Here is a 23,682-nt window from a genome sequence, read left to right as displayed (position 1 = left end):
GCTCAGCGCTCCTGTGGAGCCAGGGCGGCGCTGCGGGGCAGGGCGGGCAGGATCGCGAGGGCGTCCAGCACCGTCCCGGCCGTCAGGATTTGTGGGAGGACCACGGGGGCGGTCTTGCTCGCATAGAGGAGGTAGAGCGGCACGCCGCTTCGGCCGTGACGGGCGAGGAACGCGGTGATCTCGGGGTTCTGATTGGTCCAGTCGCCCTTGAGGTAGACCACGCCGCGCGCCGACAGCGCGTCGCGCACGGCTTGCGTCCCCAAGGCCGTGCGTTCGTTGACCTGACACGAGATGCACCACGCCGCCGTCATGTTGACGAAGACGGGTCGGCCCTCCGCCAGCAGCGCGTCGAGCCGCGCCTGGGTGAACGCCTCCGTGCCGTCCGCGCGCGCGACCGCGCCGGCGCGGTCGTGGGACAGGTTCAGGGTGAGGAGAGCGAGACCCGCGAGGGCGGCCAACGCCGTGCCCCGCGCGATCCAGCTCCAGGCCGGGCGGGCGCCGTGCCCGCGCTCCCAAACCCACGCGGCGAAGCCCACGAGCACGAGGCCGAACAGGGCGGCGAGCAGCCCGGACGGTCCGACCTGCTGCGCCAGCACCCAGATCAGCCACGCGGCCGTGGCGTAGATCGGGAAAGCCAGGACGCCCTTCAGAACATCCATCCAGGCACCGGGGCGCGGCAGGGCGCGCAGGGCGGCGGGCCATGCAGTCAGGACGAGGAAGGGCAAGGCGAGGCCGAAGCCGAGGCTCGCGAACACCGCCAGACCCACGGCCGGGGCCTGCGTCAGGGCGAACCCCACGGCCGACCCCATGAAGGGCGCCGTGCAGGGGGTCGCCACCACGGTGGCCAGTACGCCGGTGAAGAACGAGCCCTGCAACCCCGCGCGGCGGGTCAGGCCGTCGCCGAGCCCGGCGATGCCGCCGCCGAGATGAACGACCCCGGACAGGCTCAGACCCATGCCGAACAGGAGATAGGCGAGGGCCGCCACCACCACGGGCGATTGCAGCTGGAAGCCCCAGCCGATGCCGGCGCCCGCGCCCTTCAGGCCGATGAGCAGACCGGCCAGACCGAGAAAAGCCGCGAGCACGCCGGCCGTGTAGGCGACGCCGTGGAGGCGGACACGGGCGGGGGATTCCCCCGAATGCCGCACGAGGCTCAGGATCTTGATGGACAGGACTGGGAACACGCACGGCATCAGGTTGAGCACGAGTCCGCCCAGGAATGCGAGGCCGACGGCGCTCCACAGGGTCAGGCCGTCCTCCTCCGGCGGCATCACGGGGGCGGCCATGGTGTCGGCGGCCGGTGCGGCGAGAGCCGGGGCCTCGCCGACGGCATAGGCGCGCCGGACGGTTCCTCCGGGCGTCGCCTCGTCGAAGGTGAGCACGCCGGGAAGCGTCGCCGGCGGCGCCGCGTCGTCGGGGTTGCCCCGAACCAGCGAGAGCCGAAGGCCGGCGGAATCGATCTGCACGTCCTGCGCGGCGGCGTTCTCGATGGCGGTTTCCGCATAGGGAAAGAACGCCACCCCCGAAACGGCATCGGGCGCGAGGCCCGGCGCCTCCACCGTCAGGGTCAGGCGATCCTTCGTGGCGGCGGTCCGCACCGGCCAGGGCGACGGCACTGGCAGGGCGGCGCGGGCCTGCGCGAACAGCGCGCGGGTCTGCGGATTGGTGCCGGTGCTGGTTCCGGCCTGCGCCACCGGAAGGGCGAGGCGCAGGTCCGCCGTGCCCGGCACGCATTCCCGTTCGCAGACGAGGTAGCTCAGGTGGGCCTTGAGGGTGACGGGCTTGCCCGGCGCCAGGGCCTCGGGCGGCGTCACCTGCGCCAGCAGGACGGTCTCGCCCTCGTAGCCGAAGTTCATCAGGTGGGCGACGGGGATGCGGTGGGGTGCCGGCCAGTCGAGGGCCCCGGCCGCGAAACCCGCGGGCAATGACCAGCCGACCTCGGGCGGCAGGCCCGAATCCCCGGGGTTGCGCCAGTAGACGTGCCAGTTCGGCCGCATCACCATGCGGATACCGACGGTGAAGGGCTCGCCGGGGCGGATCGCGGCGGGTTCGGCCACGAGGCTCGCGGTGACGAGGTCGGACGGGAGCTTGAGCCCCTGGGCGGACGCGCCGGCGAGGCCGGACAGGCTGAGCGCCAGCAAGGCGAGGAACCGGATCATGACGTCCCTGTGCGTCGCCCGTGACGATGGGGCGTCGCCCGTCGCTATAGCACGCCGCGCCCGGGGCCGAGCGCATCGACTTGCCGCGCCCCATCGGGCAGGATTTTGCCAGTGATGAATGTCGCGCGTCGCTGCGCGATCCGGGAGATCTCCATGAGCCTCAAGAGCAAGACCGCAATCGTGACCGGCTCCACGAGCGGCATCGGCCTCGCCATCGCGCGGGGCTTCGCCCGGGAAGGCGCCGACGTGGTGCTGAACGGGTTCGGGTCGCCGGACGCCATCGAGACGGCCCGGGCCGGGATCGAATCCGAGTTCGGCGTGCGGGCGATCCACTCGGCCGCCGACATGACCAAGCCCGACGAGATCGCCGGCATGATCACCCTCGCGGAGGAGACCTTCGGGGCCGTCGACATCCTCGTCAACAACGCCGGCGTTCAGTACGTCTCGCCCATCGAGGACTTTCCGCCGGAGAAGTGGGAGCTCATCATCGCGCTCAATCTCTCCTCGGCGTTCTACACCATGCGGGCCGCCATTCCGGGCATGAAGAAGCGGGGCTGGGGGCGGATCATCAACACCGCCTCGGCCCATTCCCTCGTGGCCTCGCCGTTCAAGTCGGCCTACGTGGCGGCCAAGCACGGCATCGCCGGCCTCACCAAGAGCGCGGGCCTGGAACTCGCCACCCACGGCATCACGGTGAACTGCATCTCGCCGGGCTATGTCTGGACCCCCCTGGTGGAGAGCCAGATCCCCGACACCATGAAGGCGCGCGGGCTGACCGAGGAGCAGGTCATCAACGACGTGCTGCTCAAGGCCCAGCCGACCAAGGAATTCGTCACCGTCGATCAGGTCGCGGCGCTCGCGGTGTTCCTGTGCTCGGACGCGGCGAGCCAGATGACGGGCGCCAACCTCGCCATGGATGGCGGCTGGACGGCGCAGTAGGACGCTCCGGGTCGCGCCGCCCCGGTGGGGCGGCGCGTTGGACTCTTCAGCGGCGGTGGAGCAGCAGGGCGAGGCCGTAGCCGACGGCGCCCGCGAGCAGGAGCGCGATGAAGGGATTCTCCTCCACCCGCGTCTCGACGGCCCTGGTGCCATCGCGGAAATAGGCGCCGCCACGATCCTGAATGCGCTCGTAGGCGTCGCCGGCGTAGTCGCTGACGTTGTCGGCGACGTCGCGCACGGTGTCCTTGGCCTGGCCGTAGGCGTCCTGGGCGCGCCCCTGCGCCTCGCGGTAGCGCCCCTCGACGGAGTCGCGCTGTGACCCGAGGGCGTCGCCCACGGCCCCCTGCACGCGGCCGCCGAGATCCTTGGCGGTTCCGACGATGCGATCCGTGTCCACCATGATGCGTCTCCTCGTTGAGCTTCGATGCGGGTTCGATGCCGCCGGGGCGTGGCACGCCCGCATCCGACGTTCACAGAACGCCCGAGATCCGATTGGGCACCGCATCGATCGGATTTTCTCGGTGCTTCCCGCCGACAGGGTGAACCGACCGTCCCGCGAGGAGTCCGCGGGCCACCGTCACCAGGGCGGCCGCCAGGGTCTCGACGGCCGGTGCGCGCCGCAACCCGAGACGCCCGGTCGGCGGCAGGGGCGGAACGTGGACGAAGAGCACCGGGATGTCCTCGGCCAGCGCCCGGTAATACGCGGCGTTGCAGAGGTAGCGGCCGGCATCATGGGACGGGATCGCCCGGATGCCGTTGCGGCGCAGGGCCACGAGGGCCTGCGCGGCGACGTGCGCGCGGCGCTCTGACGGTCCGTCCGCCGACAGGGCGAGGCATCGCGCAATGGCCCCCGATGCGTCCGGGAATAGCCGGCTCGCCCGGTTTCGCGCCCGAAACTCGACCCGGACCCGCGTGGCGCGGCGCGCCACGCCCAGCATCAGCACGGCGGCCGGTGGCTCCGTGAGGGCGGGAACCAGATGGGTCGGAATGGCCCCATAGGTGGTGGGTAGGACGAGGAGGCGGACATCGCCGCCCGCGAGGCCGTGGCGGCGGGCGAGGGCGACGAGGCGGCGCGCCATCACGGCGCTCGGGTTCACGGGCACGCCGGGGAACGGCCCGAACCCGGTGACGAGGAGGTGGCCCCGGCTCAAAGGCCGATGAGGGTGGCGATGGCCTCGGCCCCGGCGGCGGGGGAGGATTCGCCGCGCGACACCCCGGCCTCGGCCTCGGCCGTCTGACGGCGGACTTCGGCGGACCCGACGAGGCGCTGGTGCAGGCGCTCGTGGACCAGCGCCCACATCCACTTCACGTCCTGGGCGCGGCGCTTCTTGGCGATCTCGCCCGTGGCCGTGAGCTTGTTGCGGTGGTCGACGACGCGGTCCCACATCCGGTCGAGCCCCTTGTTGTTGAGGCCCGAGACGGTGACCACGGGGGGCGTCCAGGTCGAACTCGGGGCGCTGAGGATGTGGAGGGCGGCGCGATATTCCGAGGCGGCCGCACTGGCCCGGCGCTCGCCCTCGCCGTCGTCGGCCTTGTTGACGGCGATCATGTCGGCGAGTTCGATGATGCCCTTCTTGATTCCCTGCAACTCGTCGCCGGCGCCCGGCAGCATGAGGACGAGGAAGAAGTCGGTGAGATCGGCCACCGCCGTCTCCGACTGGCCGACGCCCACGGTCTCGACCAGGATCACGTCGAACCCCGCCGCCTCGCAGAGCAGCATGGTCTCGCGGGTCTTGGCCGCGACGCCCCCGAGGGTTCCCGACGAGGGGGAGGGGCGGATGAAGGCGTTGGGATCCAGTGCCAGGCGCGCCATGCGGGTCTTGTCGCCGAGGATCGAGCCGCCCGTGCGCGTCGAGGACGGATCGACGGCCAGCACCGCCACCTTGTGGCCGGCGGCCGTGAGATTGGCGCCCAGCGCGTCGATGGTCGTCGACTTGCCCACCCCCGGCACTCCCGTGATCCCGACCCGGATCGCGCGGCCGGTCTGGGGCAGCACCGCAGCGATGAGGTCCCGCGCCACGGCGCGATGGTCGGCGCGCTTCGATTCCGCCAGGGTGATGGCGCGGGCGAGGGCAGCCCGGTCGCCGGCCAGCAACCGGTTGCGCAGGGCGTCGATGTCGAGGGCGGGCGGCGGGGATGAGGAGAGGGCCATGCCCACTTCTTGCCGGGCCGACCGGCATTCGTCGAGGGGGCGTGCCGCCTATTGCGCGACGCGCCCGCCTTTGTCCGCGCCGATGTTCGGTGTGGGACTGGGGCCACAGGCGCGCCTATGCCCGCAATCCACACGGCCCACGGCCACGTTCGCGCCGCGCCATGGTCACGATCGTCCGCGACAGGTTAGCACCGCACGACGGCCGGGTTTCCCGGCCCTCCACCGCCCAGGGTTGTCAGACCGCATGAACCGAACCATTCGGCCGACCCGACGCAGCCTCGTCCGCCTCGCTACCCTCCTGGGGCTCGCCAGCTTGGCGCCGGGCCTGTCCGGCTGCGTCACCGAGGACCTCGCCACCGGCTCGTCCGCCCCCGAGCGGCAGTCGAACATCGATGTCAGCCCCGTGCTTCTCGTCGCCACCACCCGCAAGCCGGTGGGCAGTCCCCCGAAGAGCCCGTATTTCAGCTCCGAGCGCGGCCGGGGCCTGAGCTTCGCCGAGGTGCGTCTGTCCGCACCCGACCGCTCGCTCATCGGCAAGGTCTCCTCCGTGGTCACCGGGGATTGGGGGGTCGCGGCGGTGCCGCAGATCGAGACCGGGCCGGGCGCGGCCGGTGCCTTCGCCCAGGCCGCGTTCGGCCGCGACGTGCTCATTTACGTCCATGGCTACCGCGAGAGCTTCCAGTCCGCGGCCCTCAGCGCAGCCAAGCTCTCCGACGGTATCCGCTTCCGCGGCGCCTCCGCGCTGTTCACCTGGCCCTCCGCCGCCGCGACCTTCGATTACGGCTACGATCGCGAGAGCGCCCTGTGGTCGCGCGACGCCTTCGAGGATCTGCTCAAGGCCCTGGCGAACTCGCCGTCGGGCGGCCGAATCAACATCGTCGCCCATTCCATGGGCACGCTCCTGACCCTCGAGACCCTGCGGATGCTGCGGGCCGAGGCCGGCGAGGCGGCCATGGCCCGCATCGGCGCCGTGGTGCTGGCTGCCCCCGACATCGACATCGACCTGTTCACCTCCGCCATCGAGCGCATGGGACCGGACGTGAAGAAGGTCACGGTGATCTCCTCCACCAACGACAGGGCGCTGGAGCTCTCCGGCGCCATCGCGGGTGGTATCGTCCGCGCCGGCGCGGCCGACCGCGAGCGCCTGGAGGCGCTCGGCGTGCGCGTCGCCGACGCCTCCGATTACGGCGGCGGCCTGATCAACCACGACCTGTTCCTGTCGAACCCGGAGGTTCAGGGCGTGGTCAAGCGTGCCATTAGTCGAGGTGCTGGCGGAGGCAGCTGAGCCCAGGGGCCCGTTCGGCGCGGGATGGCGGTCGGCGTGGGGCTTGGCGCGCAGGCCGTTGCCCCCTACACGGTCGGCGGCCCCGTAAGGCTGAATCGATCCCAGGGCGGCGTCCTCCGACGCCGTGCGGCCGGCGCGCCCCGCGCAACGACGTTCGAGAGGAATTCGCGATGTTCACACTCGAGATCGATGGCGTGGCCATCGCGGTCATCAACGGTTCCGAGGAGGTCGCCCGCGATCTCTTCACCTGCGACGGCTTCAAGGACGACATCCAGGCCATGAAGAGCGACGGCAAGGTGCTGTGGAACGGCACCTCTCCGCTCAAGATCCGCGCCGCCACCGAGGAGGAGACGGAGATCTTCGAGGACGCCCTGGCCGAGGATGACTCGGAAGAGGACGAGCCCTTCGAGCCGGATGCCCGCCACGCCGAGGCCGCTTCGAACGACGACGCGGAAGAGGATGACGAGGACGGTGAGGACGACGCCGACATCGTCTTCCTCGTGGATATCGACGAGGATGCGGGTCTCGACTCCTGAGGGTTTCGGCAACAACTCCAACGTGGCCGTGCCCGATTCAGGGCACGGCTCATGGGTCCTGGCCGTCAGGCTCGCCCGACGCGAACGGGCACGCGCCTCGCCGATACCCCTCTTCGGGGGACGGCTCCGCTCAGGTCCGCAGGCCGGCGGCGATGTTGTGATTGATGCTGATGAGCGCGGAAAGCTTCTCGGCGCTCGGCTCGATCAGCGTATCGATCATGCGGCGGAACACGAACACCGACAATTGCGCGATGCTGGTCTTGATCGGCTCGGGCAGCGGGCTCTCGGGTGCCGTCGCCGCGCCCGCGATGATCGTCCAGACCTTTTGATTGAAGTTGAGCGCTTCGGGGAGGCCGCCCTTCTGGTTTTCCCAGTCGGCTTGAACGGCCTGGAGGCGCGATGCGGCCTTGATCAGGACGGCGGCTTCCGCCTCGCGCGGCGATAGGGCCGTCTGTGACACCTTCGCGTAGGCACTGGCCCCGTACGACATCCTGCGTTCTCCCCGACTGCCGCGATTCGAGCCGTCCGCGACCGATGAGACCGTATGGGGTTCATTCTTAAGAGACTGTAATCCGGTCTTCGCCGCAATCACGCCGAGAAGCTTGACCAGGAAGGGCCGGTGATCGCGGGCCGGCCTCTGTCCGCGCGGCGATCGCGGGATTTCCGACCCATGATGAATTTTGTTTTCGGTACGGTGGCGGGGGCGCTGCTGGCCGGCATCCTCACCGTCGTCGCCGTGCGCCAGCCCGGCGTTCAGAGCAGGCTCGGGCTGTTTCCGGTGTCCACGGCCCCGATGCTGCCGGCTGCCCGGCCACCCGGACCATCACCGGATGCCCGCGCCAGGGACGAAGCGGCCTGCCGCAACGGGCCGGCCGAAGTCGGCAAGGCCGACATGCTGTTCAACCGCAAGCGCTTCTGGCTCGTGGCGCCTTGATCCCGGCCGACGCCGGACAGGCCTGCCTTGGAGAAGCGTTCTCTTACACGCTGCTTAGCAGAAACATCACCATGGTGGTCGCGACGGTGGTGCTGAGGAAGCCGCACAGGGCTGCCGCGAAGGACGGGCCCGTGGCATCGATCATGGCATTGGAGCCGAGGACGGAATTGGCGTTGGACTGGGTGGCCGAGACGTTCATGGGCGTGGACCTTCAGGGCAGCGAATCGCGCGCCGCTTGTTCAGACTTGTGAAACGAATGGTTCCGGGCGTGTGTGCGTGTGCGCACGCGCTCAGTCGCAGCGATTGACCTTCTTGGCGATGCGAAGGTTTCGCGCCTCAGAGCGCAGATCGATGGCGGTGACGGCCGCACCGCAATCCTCGAACGCATCCCGGGCATCGGCGTAGCGATCACCGATTTCGTCGAGGGTATCGCAGACGCGGTCGTGGCTGCCGATGCGGGCTTCCTGCCGGGCCTGGAACCGCAGGGCGTTGGCTTCCTCGACCTTTCGCTGGCCCTCGAAGCAGGCTGGCGCGGCCAGAGCCGGCACGACGGCCACGATGGTGAGTCCGATGGCGAGAAGCGGTGAAAACAGAGCGTGACGCATGGGATACCTCGGCGGCAGACGTCTCGAGGAACAGGACGTGTGCAAGGTGACGCTCAGGCTGATCCGAAGTCTTGGATCCGGCCCGCCGGTCATCCTGCGTTCATGCCCCAAGAACCCCCGATCTACGGCGAAGGTTCCGCTTTTCGGCTGCTCACTTTCCGGGCGCGGCGCGAGGCGAGGATTGTTGGAAGATCCACCGGCGTGAAGCCCTGCGCATCGACGCCCACGTCGTACTGCTTCGGGATCGGTGTCAGCTTGGCGTGCGAATGCCCGTGGAGGTCGAGGGCGCCCCGGCCCATGCCGTTCCAGGTTCGGAACGCATAATGGCACAGCACCAGGGGCCGTTCGTCCACGACGATCTCGGCATAATGGCCGACACTGGCCCAGCCCGGCGCATGCAGCGTTTCCGGCCCGTCGTTGTTGCCGACGATGAGGTGCTTCGTACCCTTGAGCGAGGTGAGGATTTCGGAGATTCGGCCCGGTGCGGGTCGCAGGGCGACATCGCCGAGATGCCAGACCGTGTCGCCGGGCGCGACGACGGCGTTCCAATTGGCGATGAGCGCCGCGTCGTGGGCCGCAAGGTCGGGGTAGGGGCGCCGGTCGATCCGCAACACGCGCGGATCGGAGAAGTGCGTGTCGCTGGTGAACCAGACGGTCATGCCGGAACGTCGCTCCGAGAAAGGCAGGGCGGTCCTCGGAAGCGAGGCGGGATCACGCCGTCCGACCCCGGGCTCAGCGACCGGGGCTGAAGCGCAGGGGCACGGTGACCGCGAGGCTGCTGATCGTGACGCCTGCCGGGGCCGCCGGCAGGGACCCGCGTACGGTCGCGAGCGCCGCACTGTCGATGGCGCCGACACCACTGCTGCTCGACAGCCCCGAACTCAGCACCTGCCCGGAACGCGACACGGTGAACCGAACCACGGCAACGCCGCCGCTGGTTCCCGCCGCCGCACTGGCGTTCATGCGACCGCGGATCGCCGAGCTGAGGGCGCCCTGCCAAGCGCGGAGCGCGTTCGCATCGTTGCCGCCGGCGGCCGCACCCGCGCTGCTCTGACGCGAGGCCGAGGCCGAGTTCTGGCGTGCGCTGCCCTCGCTCGCAGCGGCGGCGGCGCGGCGTGCGGCCTCACGGGCCGCCTTGGCCTTCGCCTCGGCCCGGGCCTCCTGCAGCGCTTCGCGGCGCTCCTCCTGTTCGGCCTTGAGCCGTGCCTCGCGGTCGGCCTTGCGCTTGGCCTCACGCCGCGCCTCGATGATCTTGGCTTGATCCGGCTTCGGTTTCACCGCCTCGACGGGCTTCGGCAGCTCCTGGGCCACGGTGGGTGGAGGGGGTGCCAGGGCCGGCGCGGTCTCGGCCGTGGACGCGATCACCTGATCCTCCGGCGGCGGCTCGTTCGCCACCTCGACGGGCGGCGTCGGAGTCGCTTCCGGCGGCTCGGCCATGGTCGTCGCCTCGGGCGCGATCATCGCCGTATCGGGCGGCGGCGGTGCCGTCGCCTCGGGCGGTGTCACTTCCGTGGTCTCCAGCGGCTTCTCCTGCTGGACCGTCTCGGGCGTCTGCACCGGATTGGCTTCGGGCGGCGCCGACACGGAGGCGGCCTGCTCGGCCGGAGCTTGGGTGTCGGCCTCCGTCATCTGCGGCGCGAGGTCGATGGTGACGATATTCTCGCCCGGGGGCGCCTTGGGCTCCGGCTGGAACAGGGTGAGGGCGATCAGCCCGGCCGCGTGCAGGCCGAGGGCGACGAGGAAGGCTGCGGCGAGACCTGACGGGCCGCGCCGATCCGGATCTCCGGTCGATGCGAGGACGCTCATGGGGCTATCGGGCCGTTCCGGTCGCGGGTACTGCGGCGGCCGGCGCAGACGGCAGGGCGCCACCGGGCGATTGGGCGATGAGCGAGACCTTGGTGAAGCCCGCCTGGCCGACGAGGCCCATCACTTCCATGATCTTGCCGTAGGGCACCTCGCGATCGCCACGCACCAGCATCACCTGGGAGGGGTCCTCGGCGGCCAGGGCCCGCAGGCGGGGCAGGATGCCCTCGGGGGTCAGCTCCTCCTTCGCGAGGTAGGGCTTGCCCTCCTTGTCGATGGAGATCTCCAGGGGCTTCTTGGCCTGAGCCACCTTCTGCGCCGTGGTCTTGGGGAGCTGTACCGGCACGCCCGTGGTCATGAGCGGGGCGGCGACCATGAAGATGATCAGCAGCACCAGCATCACGTCGACGAGGGGCGTGACGTTCATCTCGGACATCGGCGCGCCGTCGATGCCGTCGTCGTCGTCACCGCCGCCGGAGCGGATCGATCCCATGGCCATGCGTCGCCCTCCGGGGCTTCGGGCGGGCGGCCGGCAGCCCGGCGCCGCGTTCCCGCGAAATCGAAATTCGTCCGGAACCGGGATGGCCCCATGGATCGGGGGCCGCCGGTCTTCCGGGGTTCAAGGCCGGCCCGCCCGCGCGAGGCGGACATTGGTCGGTGATACGGGTCGGTGATACGGTTCGGCTATTCGGCGGCGGCGGCGCGGCTGTGAACCGTCCGGTCGCGGGCCAGACGGTTGCCGAGGGTGCCGATGGAGGAGACGAAGCTCGCCTGGACCCGTCCGATGTCGTTGATGAGCTTGTTGTAGGCCATCACCGCCGGGATCGCGACGACGAGGCCGATGGCGGTGGCGAACAGCGCCTCGGCGATGCCGGGTGCCACCACGGCGAGCGACGTATCCTGGCTCTTCGCGATGGACGAGAACGAGTTCATGATGCCCCACACCGTGCCGAACAGCCCGATGAAGGGCGCGGTGGAACCGGAGGTCGCGAGGAGCGGCAGGCCCGTCTGCATTGCCTTCAACCGCGTGGTGAGGGTCGCGCGCATGGCGCGCTCGATGCGGTCGCGGCGCTCGGCGCGCGTCTCGCTGCTATCCTGATCGCGCCACGCCTCGATGGCGGCCGCCGTGATCTGCGCGTCCATCCCCTTGCCGGATGCTTCCAGGGCGCCGCCCGAGCGCACCAGGGTGTCGAACGCCTTCGCCTGGCGCTTGGCCGCGGCGATGCGGACGATCTTCTCGAACACCACCGTCCAGCAGGCGATGGAGGCGACCACGAGCAGGATCATCACCGATTTGACGATGGGGTCGGCCTGGAGAAACAGGCCGAGGAACGACATGTCGTGGGAGACGCCTGCGGGCGCGGCGGTCGGATCCATGGGGATGTCTCTCGGTTCGGTTTCGGATCAGCGGACGAAGGGCGCGGCAGTCTTGCTGTCGGTTTCGATGCGTTCGAGGCAGGTCTCGCGGCTGGCGTCGCCGCCCTCGCAGGCCAGGACATCGTTGAGGAGCACCCGGCCGATCTTCGGGCAGGCCAGGGCCGGGAAGTCGAACAGGCGGACCATAGTCTTGCGCTCCTGCACGGGGCCGAGCTCGACGGCGAGGCGCTTCTGCGCGACACCGTCCGTGTCGAAGGCGAACAGATCGACCTTCAGGGATTTCAGGGCCGCGCCCCGGCTGTTGTCGACGAGAAGGTAGGTCCGGCAGGATTCGCCTGCGGGCTCCAGGCGGTTCAGTTCGAGCTTGAGCGAAGCGGGCTTGGTGTCCGTGCTCTTGGCTTCCTGTGCCACCGCGTAACCCGTCCAGCCGGCCAGGATGGCGGTGCCGAGACAGGCCGTCCGAACCGCATTCCGGACCTGTTCCCTGACCATGCAGCGCACTCGATCCATCACGGTTCCGTTTCCTCGAACGATGGGCGGCACCGCCGCGCCGGACTTAAACCTTGGGATGACCCGCGATTCGCAGCGTGTTTCCGCCGGGAACGTCATGGTCGGCAATCATGACCCGGTGATCGGTCGGCGCCGCTCAAGTCGTCGCTTCCCAAAGGGAACGCGAACCGGCGCGGCACGGCCAAGAGCCCCGCAATCCGTCGGTCGATTGGCCGTGGCAATATCCGAATTTGCGGTGCCAGATCAAGCGCAGTGCGGAATATCAGAGTAATTCCAAACTGTTACCTGACCGAATACAGGGCCACGCTGGAAAATTGCCGATTGATCCCGGTTGTAGTTTCCTGGTTTGCCCGGCGAACATCGCCGGGTCTTCTCTCGGTCGGCTCGTAGGACGATCGTGGTCGGGTTCGATCGGCGAGTTCGACGGGAAGGCCCGCGCAAGGGACCGTCCTGGATGTTCGGAGCCAAGCCCTTGATGGGGCTGCCCTTGATGAGGCTTGGTGCCGCCTCCATATCGGGTTCACCGGCGAACGGTCGTCGGCGGGGGGTGCTGCCGCAGGCGGGCTTCCCGAACACCGCAGACGTGCCTCTCCACGAAGTGCCTCCTCCATCGTCCCCGGGGCTTCGCTTGAAGGACATCCATCCGTGACCACGCGGCCTTCCCCGTTCGGACATCCGTTCCTCCTCGGTTTCGATGAGATCGAACAGGCCCTCGACAGGGTGTCGAAGGCCGCCAACGATGGATATCCGCCCTACAACATCGAGCGGGTGGTCCGCAGCGACCGGGAGCCCGAGCGGCTTCGCATCACCCTCGCGGTCGCGGGCTTCACCCGCGATCAGCTCGACGTGATGCTGGAAGAGAACCAGCTCGTGGTCCGCGGCCGGCAGATCGACGAGAAATCGCGTCAGTTCCTCCATCGCGGCATCGCCGCGCGCCAGTTCCAGCGGGCCTTCCTGCTGGCGGACGGCATGGAGGTGATGGGGGCCGACCTGTCCAACGGTCTGCTGTCCATCGACCTGACCCGACCCGAGCCGGACCGGGTCGTGCGCAAGATCGCCATCGCATCCCGCGACGACGTCTGACGGGACGCCCGTTTTTCATCCGGGTCGGGCCAGACCCGACCCCGCTCTGCCAGAAGGAGAGCCGACCATGACCGCATTCAGCCAGAATCCCATCACCGGCGCAGATCTCGATCCGGCGGAGTTCAACGCCGCCGACCTCGCTGCCCTGGGCGAGGGTCACATCGCCTACGTCCGCGCCATGAGTTCCGACGAGGTCACGCGCCTGTTTCCGCAGGCGCCGGAGTTGACCCCCGGCCTCGACCTCTTCGCCCTGCTCTCGGCCAGCGGGGCGCCGATCCTGCTCGCCGATTCCCGTGACGCCGTGGTGGCCAATGCCATGGCCAACGATCTCCACACCGTCAGTCTGCACTGATTCCTTTGTTCGGGTAGATCTCCGTCACCGCCGCCAGGAGCCGGGCGAGGTCCTGGGGGCGCGACAGGCGGTGGTCGCCATCGGCCACGAGGGTCAGCACCGTGTCGGCCCGTGGCAGGCGCTCGACGATGCGCAGGGCATGGGACCAGGGGACATCCGGGTCGTCCATGCCCTGCAGGATACGAACCGGGCAGCCCGGGTCGAATTCTCCCCCGAGCATTGCGTGCCGGCGCCCGTCCTCGATGAGGGCACGGGTGATCGGCACAGGGACGGGGTCGTATGCGCTCGGTCGCGCCCAGAAACCGTCCCGCTCGATGGTGGCACGGATTTCCGGCGTGAACCGCTTCCACATCAGGTCTTCGGTGAAATCCAGGGCCGGGGCGATGAGCACCAGTCCCGAGGGGGCGTCCTCGCCTCGCGCGGCCCGTTCCCGGGCGGCGAGACAAGCGAGCCAGCCACCCATGGACGAGCCGACGAGAAGCGGCCGCTGCGGCGCGCAGGCGAAGATCACCGCGACCGCGTCCTCGACCCAGGTCGAGATGGTGCTGGACGCGAAATCGCCCTCCGATTCGCCATGACCCGTATAATCGAACCGCACCAGGGCGCGTCCCGTTCGCCGCGCCCATCCATCGAGCGCTTCGGCCTTGGTGGCCCGCATGTCGGAGCGGAAGCCTCCGAGCCACACCACGGGCGGTCCCTTTCCGGGCCGATGGAGCACGGCGATGCGTCGTGCCGCGTCCCCGCTTCCGACATCGAGGAAAGTCGGCACCTCGTCGTTCGGCTGCGTCATCGGCTTATCCCCGTTATCCAAGAACCATCGTGTTGCGTGCTCTGCATTTGCCTTTCGTTTACCGGGCCGTAAAGCACGCCGCCCATGCTGACGCCCATGACCGAAGCCCGCGACGGACGTTTCCGCCCCCGCCCCGAACCCTCAGGTCCCGTCATCGGGCCGGCCTGCGGAGCCGCGTCATGAATGGCGATCCGCGCGGCGGCACCTTCCCTGGGGAGGGTGCGCCGCTCTCGGGCAGAACCATCCTGCAGATCATCCCGGCCCTCGATGCGGGCGGGGCCGAGCGCACCACCGTGGACGTGGCCGCGGCCCTCGCGGCTGCGGGAGCGCGCGCCCTCGTCGCCACGGAGGGCGGTCGGCTGGTGGGGGAATTGCAGGCCAAGGGCGGCATCTGGCTGCCGTTTCCGGCGGCCGCGAAGAACCCCGTCGCCATGGCGCTGAACATCGGGCGCCTCGCCCGGCTGTGTCGGCGCGAGGGCGTTCAGATCATCCATGCCCGATCGCGGGCGCCGGCCTGGGTCGCACTCGGCGCGGCACGTCGCCTGAAACTGCCCTTCGTCACGACCTACCACGGCAGCTATTCCGGCCGCACCGGGGTGAAGGTGCTGTACAATTCGGTGATGGCGCGCGGCGACGTCGTCATCGCCAACTCGCACTACACCGCCGACCTGATCCGCACGCTTCATCCGGATCAGGCGGGCGACCGCGTCCGGGTGATCCACCGGGGGACGGATCTCGCGCTGTTCACGCCGGGCGCCGTGGCGCCGGCCCGGGTCGAAGCCCTGCGCCGGGCCTGGGGCGTGGCGCCGCACGAGCGCGTGGTGCTGCTCGCCGCGCGCCTCACGGCCTGGAAGGGCCAGCGCGTGCTCATCGAGGCGGCCGCCCTCATGCGCGACCGCGGCGTCGCGGATGTCGCCATCGTGCTCGCGGGCGACCCCCAGGGGCGTGTCGCCTACGAGCGCGAGCTCGACGCCCTCATCGCCGCGCGCGGCCTGCAGGGCATCGTCCACCGGGTCGGGCACTGCACGGACATGCCGGCGGCGTTCCGCGCCGCTTCCGTCGTGGCGGTTCCCTCCGTCGAGCCCGAGGCGTTCGGCCGCTCGGCCGTGGAAGCTCAGGCGCTGGGCACGCCCGTCGTGGTCTCGGATCTCGGCGCCGTACCGGAGACCGTCCTGGCGCCACCGGAAGTCCCGGCCGGCCAGCGCACGGGCTGGCGGGTGGCACCGGGCAACGCCTCGGCCCTGGCCGATGCCCTGGCCGATGCGTTGTCCATGGGCGCCTCGGCGCGGGACGCGATGACCCGGCGCGGCCGGGCGCACGTGGAGGCGCACTTCTCCCTCGAGGGCATGGTCGGCGACACCCTCGACGTCTATGCCGACCTCCTCGCCAATTGCCCGTGAAGCGCCTGTGATCGTCCCGGATCACCCGGAGCGTGAACCAAACCCGGCCGCCCGAGTTGACTTGAAGAAAAGTTCAGCCAAGGTGTCGAACCGGAATCCGGAGCGATTGGTGGCCAGGATCGACCCCATGGGGTTGGGGTTCGCAGGCTGCCGTTTCGTCGTTTCATCAGGAGATTGAAGCCATTCGTAGACCTATGAGAGCTATGCCGGCCCCGCAGAAGGACGGGCCGCGCGCCAACCGGGACATCCGCGGCGTTCGCGAAGTGCAGCTCATCGACGACACCGGTCAGAACCGGGGTGTGGTCGCCTTCTTCGACGCCCTCGCGTTGGCCGAGGAAGCCGGCCTCGACCTCGTCGAGATCGCGCCCAACTCCGTTCCTCCCGTCTGTAAGCTCCTCGATTACGGCCGCTTCCGCTTCAACGAGCAGAAGAAGCAGAACGAGGCCCGCAAGAAGCAGAAGACGGTCGAGGTCAAGGAGATCAAGCTGCGGCCCGGCATCGACAAGCACGACTACGACACCAAGATGAAGGCCGTGGTTCGGTTCTTCGAGGAAGGCGACAAGGTCAAGGTGACCCTGCGCTTCCGCGGCCGCGAGATGGCCCACCAGGACATCGGCCTGCGCCTGCTCGAGCGGGTGAAGAACGAGACCCAGGAGATCGCCAAGGTGGAGAGCGAGCCGATGCTCGAGGGCCGCCAGATGATCATGATCCTGGCGCCGCGCTGACGCGCGAGGCCCGTTCGGATTCGACGATCCGCGCCGCTTTCCCCCGGGGAGGCGGCGTTTTTCATGATCGCTTCCCAATCGGACGCAGAGGTCCCCCTCCCCGCCGGGGGAGGGGGATCAATGTCCCTACTTCACCACCGAGACCTGCGCGTCGCCCGTCCGCCGCAGCACATTCACCGTCACGTCGCCGCCGTAGCGCTGGAAGCGCAGGTCCACCCGCGAGGTGCCGAGCTTCAGGTTGAAGATCGACACCCCGTCGAGGAAGGCCGGCAAGGTCGGGTTCTTCAGGCGGATGCGGTTGCGATCGTGCTGGAGTTCGAGGCCGATGCAGGCGGCGAGGAACGCGAAGGGGGCCGCCGCCGCCCAGGCCTGGGGCGAGCACGCCACCGGGTAGGAGACCGGCCCGCGCTGGTGCCTGCGCATAAAGCCACAGAACAGCTCCGGCAGACGCTTCTGGTCCTGGTAGAGGGCGGTGTCGAACATGCCCTCGAAGATCCGCGAGGCTTCCGGCTTCAGGTCGTAGCGGGCGAGCCCCATGGCCACGAGGGCGTTGTCGTGCGGCCAGATCGAGCCATTGTGGTACGACATCGGGTTGTAGCGCGCCTCGCCGCGCGCGATGGTCCGCACACCCCAGCCGTTGAACCCATCCTTCGACAGGAGGTTGGCGGCGACACTCGCGGCGCGCTCCGGCAGGGCGATGCCGGTGAAGAGGGCGTGCCCGGCATTCGAGGACCGCACGGCGCATTGGCGCTTCTCGCCATCGAGCGCGAGGGCGTAGGTGCCGATCGCTTCGCACCAGAACGCCTTGTCGAAATCCGCCCGCAGCTTGGCGGCTTCGGCCGTCAGTCGCTCGGCCAGGGCATCGTGGCCGAGCAACGTGGCGAGCGTCGCCATGCCGTTCTTGGCGGCATAGACGTAGCCCTGGACCTCGCACAGGGCGATGGGACCCTTGGCGAGGTTCCCGTCCGTGTGGAAGATCGAATCGTGGCTGTCCTTCCAGCCCTGGTTCTCGAGGCCCTTGTCGGTGTCGCGGGCGTATTCGACGAAGCCGTCGCCGTCGCGGTCGCCGTACTGGTTCATCCAGTCGAGGGCGAGTTCGAGGGCCGGCCAGATCCGCTCGATGGTCTCCCGGTCGCCGGTGACGGCGTAGTATTCCGAGGCCAGCATCACGAACAGCGGCGTGCCGTCGATGGTGCCGTAATAGTGCCGGAACGGCACCTCCCCGAGCATCGCCATCTCGCCGCGCCGGGTCTCGTGCAGAACCTTTCCGGGCTGGGCGTCGGCGGCGGGATCGATGGCCTTGGCCTGGGTCGAGGCGAGGTAGCGCAGGACGCCCTTGCCGAAGTTCGGATCGATCCACAGGGCCATCATCGCCGTGATGATGCCGTCGCGGCCGAACACCGTGGAGTACCAGGGGATGCCGGCGAAGGGGTAGATCCCCTCCGGCGTGCGGCTGGCCAGCATGTAGAGGTCGGCGGTGGCGCGGCAGGCGGCCTCGTTGAACTGGTCGTTCGACGAGATGATCGTGGTGATGCCGGCCGTGAGCTGTCGCAGGTCGCGGCGTGAATCGCGATACGCGCGGGCGAAGATCACGCCCTCGGCCAAGCCCTTGGGGTGGCGGGCCGTGGCCGACGAGCCGGCGGCGTGCGACAGGCCCGCCGCGGCATCCTCGCCCACCTTCTCGGCGGCCGGTGCGCTGGTGTAGGCCCGGTGCGATTCGAAAACCGTGCGGATGAAGAGCGAGGCGCGTCCACCCGGGGGCAGGGAAACCTCGAAGGTGACCTTTCCCGGCTCGATGTGCTTCGGTTTCGGGCCGAAATGCAGGCTCGTGGTCCGCACCACCTCGTCGAGGCCGGCATAGCGGAACTGCACTTCCGACTCGCTCGCCACCTGAACGCTGCGCTTGCCCCGCACCGGGCGGTCCATGCCGCGGACTTCGAAGAGATCACGGAAATCCGCGTCGAAGCTCACGCCGATCTTCAGGGTCCAGTGGCGCGAATCGTAGTTGCGCAAACCGATCCGATCGTAGCACGCGCCCTTGAACAGAAACTTGGTGCGCTCGATGGCGATGAGCTCGCGCGGGATCGTGGTCTCGTCGTGGGCGTCGAGGCGGATGTCGGGCGTCGTCATGTCGACGCTGAGCGCGCCGTTGTCGTCCTGCATCACCGAGGACAGGAGCAGGGGGCGCTGATCCTCGATGGTGAAGTGCAAGCGCGAGAGGTAGCGCGTGTCCTGGAAGTACAGGCCCTCGGGGCCGGGCAGCACGCCGATGTCGCCGTAGCTGTCCAGCACCGCGAAGGCCTCGCCGTACTTCAGGGAGCGCAGCGGGCGCTCGACCAGGGAGGTGTGGGCCTCGATATGGTACTGGGGCAGGACCGCGTCGGCATCCTGAAAACCATGGTTCAGCGGCCCGTCCGTCGTGCCGGGTGCCTGTTCGGGAGTCGCCGTGAAACTGTCAGCCGCCATGCCCGAGCGTCTCCGGATGGGTGAGGATTCGCGAATCGTCTGATCGCGATGGGTCTGGAATCGAAAGGCCGCCCGTCGCGGTATGCGACGCGGGCGGCCCTCAGAGAGGAGAGTTAGTGCGGCAATCGTGCGACGCCAACCCGGAAAAAAGGCTCTGCAAGCCCGATGCCGGGTCCGCCTCAGGCCGGCATGGCGGCCACCGAGATCGACGGCAGGGACGAGCCGTTGAGATCGCCGTAGCGGGGCGAGAAGGCCGCCGCGTGGGGCATCTTGATCACGTCGGCCTGATGGGCGAGCAGGCTCTCGTAGGCGGCGACGTACTTGCGGACCATGCACTCGGCGGTGAACTGCGTCTCGAAGTGGCGGCGCACGCCGGCTCGGCTCATGGTCTTGACCGTGTCGACGGCCGCAACGGCATCGTCCATCGAGTCGCACAGCACGCCCGAGATACCGTCGGCGATCACCTCCGGCACGGAGCCGTTGCGGAACGCGATGACCGGGGTGCCGGCCGACATCGCTTCGATCATCACCAGGCCGAAAGGCTCCGGCCAGTCGATGGGGAAGGCCAGGGCCAGGGCGTTGCCGAGAAAATCCTTCTTCTGTTCCTCGTTGATCTCACCGATGAACTCGACGAGCGGGTGGTGGATCATCGGCTCGATGACCTCGTCCCAATAATCCTGGTCGGCCTTGTCGACCTTCGCGGCGATCTTCAGTTTCACGCCGGAGCGGATCGCCATCTCGATGGCGCGGTCGGGGCGCTTCTCGGGGGAAATGCGACCGAGAAAGGCGAGATAACCGCCCTTGGCCTCGGGGTAGAACGGGCAGTTCTGGGCCGGCAGGCCATGGTGGATGGTGGACGCCCAGTTCACGTTCTTCGGCATCGGCTCGCGCTGATTGTCGGAGATCGACACCAGGGGCATGCCCGTGAAGGTACGGTAGACCGGCATGAAGTCCGGCACGTCGAGGCGGCCGTGCATCGTGGTGATGCACTTGTGGTTCAGATCCTCGAACATCGGATATTGCAGGAGGTCGATGTGGAAGTGCAGCACATCGAACTCGTGGGCGCGCTTGTGGACGTGATGCAGCATGGCGAGATGGCTCGCCGTGTGGTCGCGGTAGCCAAGGAGGCGCAGGCCTTCCGGCGTGCACGCCGCGAGCTTGGCCGAGGTCTCCGAATCACCACTGGCGAACAGCGTCACGTCGTGACCCTGACGGACGAGCTCTTCCGTGATCCAGGATACGACGCGCTCGGTGCCGCCGTAGAACTTCGGGGGGACCGCCTCCGAGAGCGGAGCAATCTGGGCAATGCGCACGAAGCGTCTCCTGTGAGGTCGAATATGCGCCGACCTAACGCGATCCGGCCTGAGTGGGACATGAATGAAACCCACGGCCAAGGTTATGGTTCCTCCGGGAGCCCCGGCGCCATCGCTGTTTTGCGATGCCGCATGGATGTCCCCGCAATCCCGGGCGCGGGGGGCTGTGCGGATCGGTCATGTTGCCGGTTCGTCCCGTAGTCCTACCTCGGTGACATGTGCGAATTTGTGCAATGCGAGCCGCCCTTGTTTCACCTCCGGGGGTCGTCTAAGCCTCCGGCCAGCGCAGTCTGGCATTGGAGCAATTCCATCCGGCGGGACGCTCCCGGGGCAGTACGGCCTTCGGCGCACACGAGAGGTCCCGCATGACCGGCCTGATGGCGGATTACCTGCCCCTCATCGTCTTCATCGGCGTGTCGCTGTTCATCGCGGCAGCCCTGCTGGTGGCGCCCTTCCTCGTCGCCTACAACAGTCCCGATCCGGAGAAGCTCTCGGCCTACGAGTGCGGCTTCAACGCTTTCGACGATGCGCGCATGAAGTTCGATGTGCGCTTCTACCTCGTGGCCATCCTGTTCATCATCTTCGATCTCGAAGTCGCATTCCTGTTCCCGTGGGCGATCACCTTCGGTGAACTCGGATGGTTCGGCATGTGGTCGATGATGGCCTTCCTCGGCGTTCTGACCGTCGGCTTCGTCTACGAGTGGCGCAAGGGCGCCCTTGAGTGGGACTAGCGCCCACGAATCGTCGTCGCGTCGCCGAACCGTCCGAAGCCTGATCCCGAGAAACCGATGGCCTTCAGCCCCGACCTCTCCCGCGCCCCGGCGATCGCACCGGCTCCCAAGGGGATCATCGATCCCAACACCGGGCGCCCCATCGGCGCGGACGATCCGACATTCCTGTCGATCAGCAGCGAACTCGCCGACCGCGGCTTCCTCATCACCTCGACGGACGACCTCATCAACTGGGCCCGGACGGGCTCGCTGATGTGGATGACGTTCGGGCTCGCCTGCTGCGCCGTCGAGATGATGCAGATGTCGATGCCGCGCTACGATTGCGAGCGCTTCGGCTTCGCCCCGCGCGGCTCTCCGCGCCAGTCCGACGTGATGATCGTCGCCGGCACGCTCACCAACAAGATGGCACCCGCTCTGCGCAAGGTCTACGACCAGATGCCCGAGCCGCGCTACGTCATCTCCATGGGGTCGTGCGCCAATGGTGGTGGATATTACCACTATTCGTACTCGGTGGTGCGCGGTTGCGACCGTGTAGTGCCCGTCGACATCTACGTGCCAGGCTGTCCGCCGACCGCCGAGGCGCTTCTCTACGGTGTGCTGCTTCTGCAGAAGAAGATCCGCCGCACCGGCACCATCGAGCGCTGAGGGGCTGATGAGCAACGGCATCACCATCCGCGCGCACACCGCCGCCGCTTCGGGCGCGGATGCGCTTCAGGCGCTCAGCGACCATGTCGGCGCCGCCCTCGGCCCGGCCGTGGTCGCCCGGACCATCGCGTTCGGCGAGCTGACCCTCGAGGTGCAGGCGAGCGACATCGTCTACGCGCTGACCTACCTGCGCGACGATCCCGCCTGCGCCTTCCGTTGCTTCATCGACATCTGCGGTGCGGATTATCCGAGCCGCGCCAAGCGGTTCGACGTGGTCTACCACCTGCTGTCCCTGCGCCATAACGCCCGCATCCGGGTCAAGGTGCAGACCGACGAGCAGACCTCGGTCCCATCCGTCATCGACGTGTTCCCGGCGGCCAACTGGTTCGAGCGGGAGACCTACGACCTCTACGGCATCCTGTTCTCGGGCCACCCGGATCTGCGCCGGCTGCTGACCGATTATGGGTTCGAGGGGCACCCCCTGCGCAAGGATTTCCCGCTCACGGGCTTCGTCGAGGTCCGCTACGACCAGGATGAAGCCCGCGTGGTCTACGAGCCGGTGAAGCTGACGCAGGAATTCCGGAACTTCGACTTCCTCTCGCCGTGGGAGGGCACCGAGTACGTGCTCCCGGGCGACGAGAAGAAATCGGCTTGAGCGGCGGAGCGAGGCCATGACCGAGCACAACATCCGCAATTTCGCGATCAATTTCGGGCCGCAGCACCCGGCGGCGCACGGCGTGCTGCGCCTCGTGCTCGAACTCGACGGCGAGATCGTGGAGCGTGTCGATCCGCATATCGGCCTGCTGCATCGCGGCACCGAGAAGCTCATCGAGCACAAGACCTACCTGCAGGCGACGCCGTATTTCGACCGGCTCGACTACGTCTCGCCCATGAACCAGGAGCACGCCTTCTGCCTCGGCATCGAGAAGCTGCTCGGGCTTCAGGTGCCGCGCCGGGCGCAACTCATCCGGGTGCTGTTCTGCGAGATCGGCCGCATCCTCTCTCACCTCCTCAACGTCACCACGCAGGCGATGGACGTCGGCGCCCTCACGCCGCCGCTCTGGGGCTTCGAGGAGCGCGAGAAGCTGATGATCTTCTATGAGCGCGCGTCTGGCGCTCGCCTCCACGCAAACTACTTCCGGCCCGGCGGCGTCCATCAGGACCTGCCGCCCGCCCTCATCGACGACATCGAAGCGTTCATCGATCCGTTCCTTCAGGTGGTCGACGACCTCGACAACCTCGTCATGGGCAACCGCATCTTCAAGCAGCGCAACGTCGACATCGGCATCGTCACCGTGGACGAGGCCATGGCCTGGGGCTTCTCGGGCGTGATGGTGCGCGGCTCGGGCATCCCGTGGGACCTGCGCAAGTCTCAGCCCTACGAGTGCTACGAGGAGATGGAGTTCGACATCCCCGTGGGGAAGAACGGCGACACCTACGATCGCCAGGTCATCCGCATGGAGGAGATGCGCGAATCGGCGAAGATCATGCGGCAATGCTGCGTGAAGCTGCGCGAGCCCGCCGGGCAGGGCCCCATCGCGGCGACCGACGGCAAGTTCGCGCCGCCACCCCGCCGCGAGATGAAGCGCTCGATGGAAGCGCTGATCCACCACTTCAAGCTCTACACCGAGGGCTTCCACGTCCCGGCCGGCGAAGTCTACGCGGCCGTCGAGGCGCCCAAGGGCGAGTTCGGCGTCTATCTCGTCGCCGACGGCACCAACAAGCCCTACCGCTGCAAGATCCGCGCTCCGGGCTTCGCCCATCTCCAGGCCATGGACTGGATGTGCCGCGGCCACATGCTGGCCGACGTATCTTGCGTGCTCGGCACGCTCGACATCGTGTTCGGCGAGGTGGACCGGTGATGGGACGCAAGGTTT

At 68.6% G+C, this 23,682-nt stretch carries 27 protein-coding genes; 12 read left to right on the top strand and 15 right to left on the bottom strand.

The genetic code is table 11. The annotated features are described in order from the left end of the window. Positions 1-2: 2 nt before the first annotated feature. Positions 3-2,159 (bottom strand): protein-disulfide reductase DsbD domain-containing protein, encoded by a 2,157-nt coding sequence (locus tag ASF25_RS02175; protein ID WP_056263496.1) that lies wholly within the window; start codon positions 2,157-2,159, stop codon positions 3-5. Between the two features lie 153 nt (positions 2,160-2,312). Between ASF25_RS02175 and ASF25_RS02170 the strand changes: the two genes are divergently transcribed. Continuing rightward, on the top strand, positions 2,313-3,098 hold the full coding sequence (locus ASF25_RS02170) for a 3-hydroxybutyrate dehydrogenase (protein ID WP_056166969.1): 786 nt from the start codon (positions 2,313-2,315) through the stop codon (positions 3,096-3,098). 46 nt (positions 3,099-3,144) lie between these two features. On the opposite strand, the gene ASF25_RS02165 is transcribed toward ASF25_RS02170, so the two are convergent. The 3 genes from ASF25_RS02165 to meaB all read right to left on the bottom strand — a co-directional run bounded on the left by ASF25_RS02165 (position 3,145) and on the right by meaB (position 5,250). Next, the gene (locus ASF25_RS02165; protein WP_056166510.1) at positions 3,145-3,498 is read right to left on the bottom strand and encodes a CsbD family protein; all 354 of its coding nucleotides are present in this window, start codon (positions 3,496-3,498) and stop codon (positions 3,145-3,147) included. Between the two features lie 70 nt (positions 3,499-3,568). After that, entirely contained in the window at positions 3,569-4,249 is a 681-nt protein-coding gene (locus tag ASF25_RS02160) for a hypothetical protein (RefSeq protein WP_082502432.1), read from the bottom strand. Beyond that, positions 4,246-5,250, bottom strand: coding sequence for a methylmalonyl Co-A mutase-associated GTPase MeaB (gene meaB / locus ASF25_RS02155; protein ID WP_056302983.1), 1,005 nt, complete (start codon positions 5,248-5,250; stop codon positions 4,246-4,248). The genes ASF25_RS02160 and meaB overlap by 4 nt, the downstream gene beginning before the upstream one ends. A 244-nt stretch (positions 5,251-5,494) precedes the next feature. Between meaB and ASF25_RS02150 the strand changes: the two genes are divergently transcribed. Together ASF25_RS02150 and ASF25_RS02145 are read left to right on the top strand one after the other, a co-directional pair. Next, positions 5,495-6,535: an alpha/beta hydrolase gene (locus tag ASF25_RS02150; RefSeq protein ID WP_244472865.1), complete on the top strand. Its 1,041-nt coding sequence runs from the start codon at positions 5,495-5,497 to the stop codon at positions 6,533-6,535. Between the two features lie 170 nt (positions 6,536-6,705). Further along, positions 6,706-7,071, top strand: a complete 366-nt coding sequence (locus tag ASF25_RS02145) for a hypothetical protein (RefSeq protein ID WP_056166514.1) — start codon at positions 6,706-6,708, stop codon at positions 7,069-7,071. A 130-nt stretch (positions 7,072-7,201) separates the two neighbouring features. Here ASF25_RS02145 and flaF read toward each other — a convergent pair whose 3' ends face one another. Further along, a complete protein-coding gene (flaF, locus tag ASF25_RS02140) occupies positions 7,202-7,663 on the bottom strand; it encodes a flagellar biosynthesis regulator FlaF (protein WP_244472864.1) in 462 nt (153 codons plus the stop codon). Between the two features lie 78 nt (positions 7,664-7,741). On the opposite strand from flaF, the gene ASF25_RS02135 reads away from it, so the two are divergent. Continuing rightward, entirely contained in the window at positions 7,742-8,005 is a 264-nt protein-coding gene (locus tag ASF25_RS02135; RefSeq protein WP_056302981.1) for a hypothetical protein, read from the top strand. Between the two features lie 43 nt (positions 8,006-8,048). Here ASF25_RS02135 and ASF25_RS22470 read toward each other — a convergent pair whose 3' ends face one another. The 7 genes from ASF25_RS22470 to ASF25_RS02105 all read right to left on the bottom strand — a co-directional run bounded on the left by ASF25_RS22470 (position 8,049) and on the right by ASF25_RS02105 (position 12,300). Further along, on the bottom strand, positions 8,049-8,204 hold the full coding sequence (locus ASF25_RS22470) for a hypothetical protein (protein WP_156368826.1): 156 nt from the start codon (positions 8,202-8,204) through the stop codon (positions 8,049-8,051). Positions 8,205-8,295: 91 nt separating this feature from the next. Then, positions 8,296-8,610: a hypothetical protein gene (locus tag ASF25_RS02130; RefSeq protein WP_056302979.1), complete on the bottom strand. Its 315-nt coding sequence runs from the start codon at positions 8,608-8,610 to the stop codon at positions 8,296-8,298. A 122-nt stretch (positions 8,611-8,732) separates the two neighbouring features. Beyond that, on the bottom strand, positions 8,733-9,269 hold the full coding sequence (locus tag ASF25_RS02125; RefSeq protein WP_056263505.1) for a metallophosphoesterase: 537 nt from the start codon (positions 9,267-9,269) through the stop codon (positions 8,733-8,735). Positions 9,270-9,342: 73 nt separating this feature from the next. Beyond that, on the bottom strand, positions 9,343-10,416 hold the full coding sequence (locus ASF25_RS02120; RefSeq protein WP_056302977.1) for an energy transducer TonB: 1,074 nt from the start codon (positions 10,414-10,416) through the stop codon (positions 9,343-9,345). 4 nt (positions 10,417-10,420) lie between these two features. Next, positions 10,421-10,912, bottom strand: a complete 492-nt coding sequence (gene tolR / locus ASF25_RS02115) for a protein TolR (RefSeq protein ID WP_056166527.1) — start codon at positions 10,910-10,912, stop codon at positions 10,421-10,423. A gap of 185 nt (positions 10,913-11,097) precedes the next feature. Then, positions 11,098-11,790: a MotA/TolQ/ExbB proton channel family protein gene (locus ASF25_RS02110; RefSeq protein WP_056166530.1), complete on the bottom strand. Its 693-nt coding sequence runs from the start codon at positions 11,788-11,790 to the stop codon at positions 11,098-11,100. A gap of 27 nt (positions 11,791-11,817) precedes the next feature. Beyond that, positions 11,818-12,300, bottom strand: coding sequence for a hypothetical protein (locus ASF25_RS02105; RefSeq protein ID WP_056263509.1), 483 nt, complete (start codon positions 12,298-12,300; stop codon positions 11,818-11,820). 645 nt (positions 12,301-12,945) lie between these two features. Between ASF25_RS02105 and ASF25_RS02100 the strand changes: the two genes are divergently transcribed. Continuing rightward, the gene (locus tag ASF25_RS02100) at positions 12,946-13,383 is read left to right on the top strand and encodes an Hsp20 family protein (protein WP_056302975.1); all 438 of its coding nucleotides are present in this window, start codon (positions 12,946-12,948) and stop codon (positions 13,381-13,383) included. A gap of 67 nt (positions 13,384-13,450) precedes the next feature. After that, positions 13,451-13,735: a DUF1150 domain-containing protein gene (locus ASF25_RS02095; protein ID WP_056089138.1), complete on the top strand. Its 285-nt coding sequence runs from the start codon at positions 13,451-13,453 to the stop codon at positions 13,733-13,735. Here the strand turns inward: ASF25_RS02095 and ASF25_RS02090 are convergent. Next, positions 13,722-14,525, bottom strand: coding sequence for an alpha/beta hydrolase (locus ASF25_RS02090; protein ID WP_056302973.1), 804 nt, complete (start codon positions 14,523-14,525; stop codon positions 13,722-13,724). The genes ASF25_RS02095 and ASF25_RS02090 overlap by 14 nt on opposite strands. Positions 14,526-14,704: 179 nt before the next feature. Between ASF25_RS02090 and ASF25_RS02085 the strand changes: the two genes are divergently transcribed. Both ASF25_RS02085 and infC read left to right on the top strand, forming a co-directional pair. Continuing rightward, positions 14,705-15,925 (top strand): glycosyltransferase family 4 protein, encoded by a 1,221-nt coding sequence (locus ASF25_RS02085; protein WP_056302971.1) that lies wholly within the window; start codon positions 14,705-14,707, stop codon positions 15,923-15,925. A gap of 203 nt (positions 15,926-16,128) precedes the next feature. Beyond that, positions 16,129-16,650 carry a translation initiation factor IF-3 gene (gene infC, locus ASF25_RS02080; protein ID WP_238223988.1) on the top strand — a complete coding sequence of 174 codons (522 nt, stop codon included), beginning with the start codon at positions 16,129-16,131 and terminating at the stop codon, positions 16,648-16,650. Positions 16,651-16,776: 126 nt separating this feature from the next. Here infC and ASF25_RS02075 read toward each other — a convergent pair whose 3' ends face one another. Together ASF25_RS02075 and ASF25_RS02070 are read right to left on the bottom strand one after the other, a co-directional pair. Beyond that, on the bottom strand, positions 16,777-19,116 hold the full coding sequence (locus ASF25_RS02075; RefSeq protein WP_056166543.1) for a glycogen debranching N-terminal domain-containing protein: 2,340 nt from the start codon (positions 19,114-19,116) through the stop codon (positions 16,777-16,779). A 179-nt stretch (positions 19,117-19,295) separates the two neighbouring features. After that, positions 19,296-20,429, bottom strand: coding sequence for a glycosyltransferase family 4 protein (locus ASF25_RS02070; RefSeq protein WP_056166546.1), 1,134 nt, complete (start codon positions 20,427-20,429; stop codon positions 19,296-19,298). 365 nt (positions 20,430-20,794) lie between these two features. Between ASF25_RS02070 and ASF25_RS02065 the strand changes: the two genes are divergently transcribed. From ASF25_RS02065 to ASF25_RS02050, 4 genes are read left to right on the top strand one after another with little or no spacing between them, the layout of a single operon-like run. After that, positions 20,795-21,160 (top strand): NADH-quinone oxidoreductase subunit A, encoded by a 366-nt coding sequence (locus ASF25_RS02065; protein WP_056089121.1) that lies wholly within the window; start codon positions 20,795-20,797, stop codon positions 21,158-21,160. Positions 21,161-21,217: 57 nt separating this feature from the next. Then, positions 21,218-21,805 (top strand): NADH-quinone oxidoreductase subunit B, encoded by a 588-nt coding sequence (locus ASF25_RS02060; RefSeq protein ID WP_056166548.1) that lies wholly within the window; start codon positions 21,218-21,220, stop codon positions 21,803-21,805. A gap of 7 nt (positions 21,806-21,812) precedes the next feature. Then, positions 21,813-22,460: an NADH-quinone oxidoreductase subunit C gene (locus tag ASF25_RS02055; RefSeq protein WP_056166550.1), complete on the top strand. Its 648-nt coding sequence runs from the start codon at positions 21,813-21,815 to the stop codon at positions 22,458-22,460. Between the two features lie 16 nt (positions 22,461-22,476). Further along, the gene (locus ASF25_RS02050; protein ID WP_056166553.1) at positions 22,477-23,667 is read left to right on the top strand and encodes an NADH-quinone oxidoreductase subunit D; all 1,191 of its coding nucleotides are present in this window, start codon (positions 22,477-22,479) and stop codon (positions 23,665-23,667) included. Positions 23,668-23,682 lie beyond the last annotated feature (15 nt).

It is taken from the genome of Methylobacterium sp. Leaf100 (assembly GCF_001422845.1).
Taxonomy (GTDB): Bacteria; Pseudomonadota; Alphaproteobacteria; order Rhizobiales; family Beijerinckiaceae; genus Methylobacterium.
This window is presented reverse-complemented; position numbering and strand designations above follow the sequence as displayed.

Bases quoted from the DNA above. Each gene is read 5' to 3' on its own strand.
- ASF25_RS02130 (WP_056302979.1), bottom strand. From the start codon at position 8,610: ATGCGTCACGCTCTGTTTTCACCGCTTCTCGCCATCGGACTCACCATC.
- ASF25_RS02110 (WP_056166530.1), bottom strand. From the start codon at position 11,790: ATGGATCCGACCGCCGCGCCCGCAGGCGTCTCCCACGACATGTCGTTC.
- ASF25_RS02050 (WP_056166553.1), top strand. From the start codon at position 22,477: ATGACCGAGCACAACATCCGCAATTTCGCGATCAATTTCGGGCCGCAG.
- ASF25_RS22470 (WP_156368826.1), bottom strand. From the start codon at position 8,204: ATGAACGTCTCGGCCACCCAGTCCAACGCCAATTCCGTCCTCGGCTCC.
- ASF25_RS02075 (WP_056166543.1), bottom strand. From the start codon at position 19,116: ATGGCGGCTGACAGTTTCACGGCGACTCCCGAACAGGCACCCGGCACG.
- ASF25_RS02095 (WP_056089138.1), top strand. From the start codon at position 13,451: ATGACCGCATTCAGCCAGAATCCCATCACCGGCGCAGATCTCGATCCG.
- ASF25_RS02135 (WP_056302981.1), top strand. From the start codon at position 7,742: ATGATGAATTTTGTTTTCGGTACGGTGGCGGGGGCGCTGCTGGCCGGC.
- ASF25_RS02175 (WP_056263496.1), bottom strand. From the start codon at position 2,159: ATGATCCGGTTCCTCGCCTTGCTGGCGCTCAGCCTGTCCGGCCTCGCC.
- ASF25_RS02065 (WP_056089121.1), top strand. From the start codon at position 20,795: ATGACCGGCCTGATGGCGGATTACCTGCCCCTCATCGTCTTCATCGGC.
- meaB (WP_056302983.1), bottom strand. From the start codon at position 5,250: ATGGCCCTCTCCTCATCCCCGCCGCCCGCCCTCGACATCGACGCCCTG.
- infC (WP_238223988.1), top strand. From the start codon at position 16,129: ATGCCGGCCCCGCAGAAGGACGGGCCGCGCGCCAACCGGGACATCCGC.
- ASF25_RS02125 (WP_056263505.1), bottom strand. From the start codon at position 9,269: ATGACCGTCTGGTTCACCAGCGACACGCACTTCTCCGATCCGCGCGTG.
- tolR (WP_056166527.1), bottom strand. From the start codon at position 10,912: ATGGCCATGGGATCGATCCGCTCCGGCGGCGGTGACGACGACGACGGC.
- ASF25_RS02145 (WP_056166514.1), top strand. From the start codon at position 6,706: ATGTTCACACTCGAGATCGATGGCGTGGCCATCGCGGTCATCAACGGT.
- ASF25_RS02150 (WP_244472865.1), top strand. From the start codon at position 5,495: ATGAACCGAACCATTCGGCCGACCCGACGCAGCCTCGTCCGCCTCGCT.
- ASF25_RS02170 (WP_056166969.1), top strand. From the start codon at position 2,313: ATGAGCCTCAAGAGCAAGACCGCAATCGTGACCGGCTCCACGAGCGGC.
- ASF25_RS02165 (WP_056166510.1), bottom strand. From the start codon at position 3,498: ATGGTGGACACGGATCGCATCGTCGGAACCGCCAAGGATCTCGGCGGC.
- ASF25_RS02060 (WP_056166548.1), top strand. From the start codon at position 21,218: ATGGCCTTCAGCCCCGACCTCTCCCGCGCCCCGGCGATCGCACCGGCT.
- ASF25_RS02055 (WP_056166550.1), top strand. From the start codon at position 21,813: ATGAGCAACGGCATCACCATCCGCGCGCACACCGCCGCCGCTTCGGGC.
- ASF25_RS02105 (WP_056263509.1), bottom strand. From the start codon at position 12,300: ATGGATCGAGTGCGCTGCATGGTCAGGGAACAGGTCCGGAATGCGGTT.
- ASF25_RS02085 (WP_056302971.1), top strand. From the start codon at position 14,705: ATGAATGGCGATCCGCGCGGCGGCACCTTCCCTGGGGAGGGTGCGCCG.
- ASF25_RS02090 (WP_056302973.1), bottom strand. From the start codon at position 14,525: ATGACGCAGCCGAACGACGAGGTGCCGACTTTCCTCGATGTCGGAAGC.
- ASF25_RS02120 (WP_056302977.1), bottom strand. From the start codon at position 10,416: ATGAGCGTCCTCGCATCGACCGGAGATCCGGATCGGCGCGGCCCGTCA.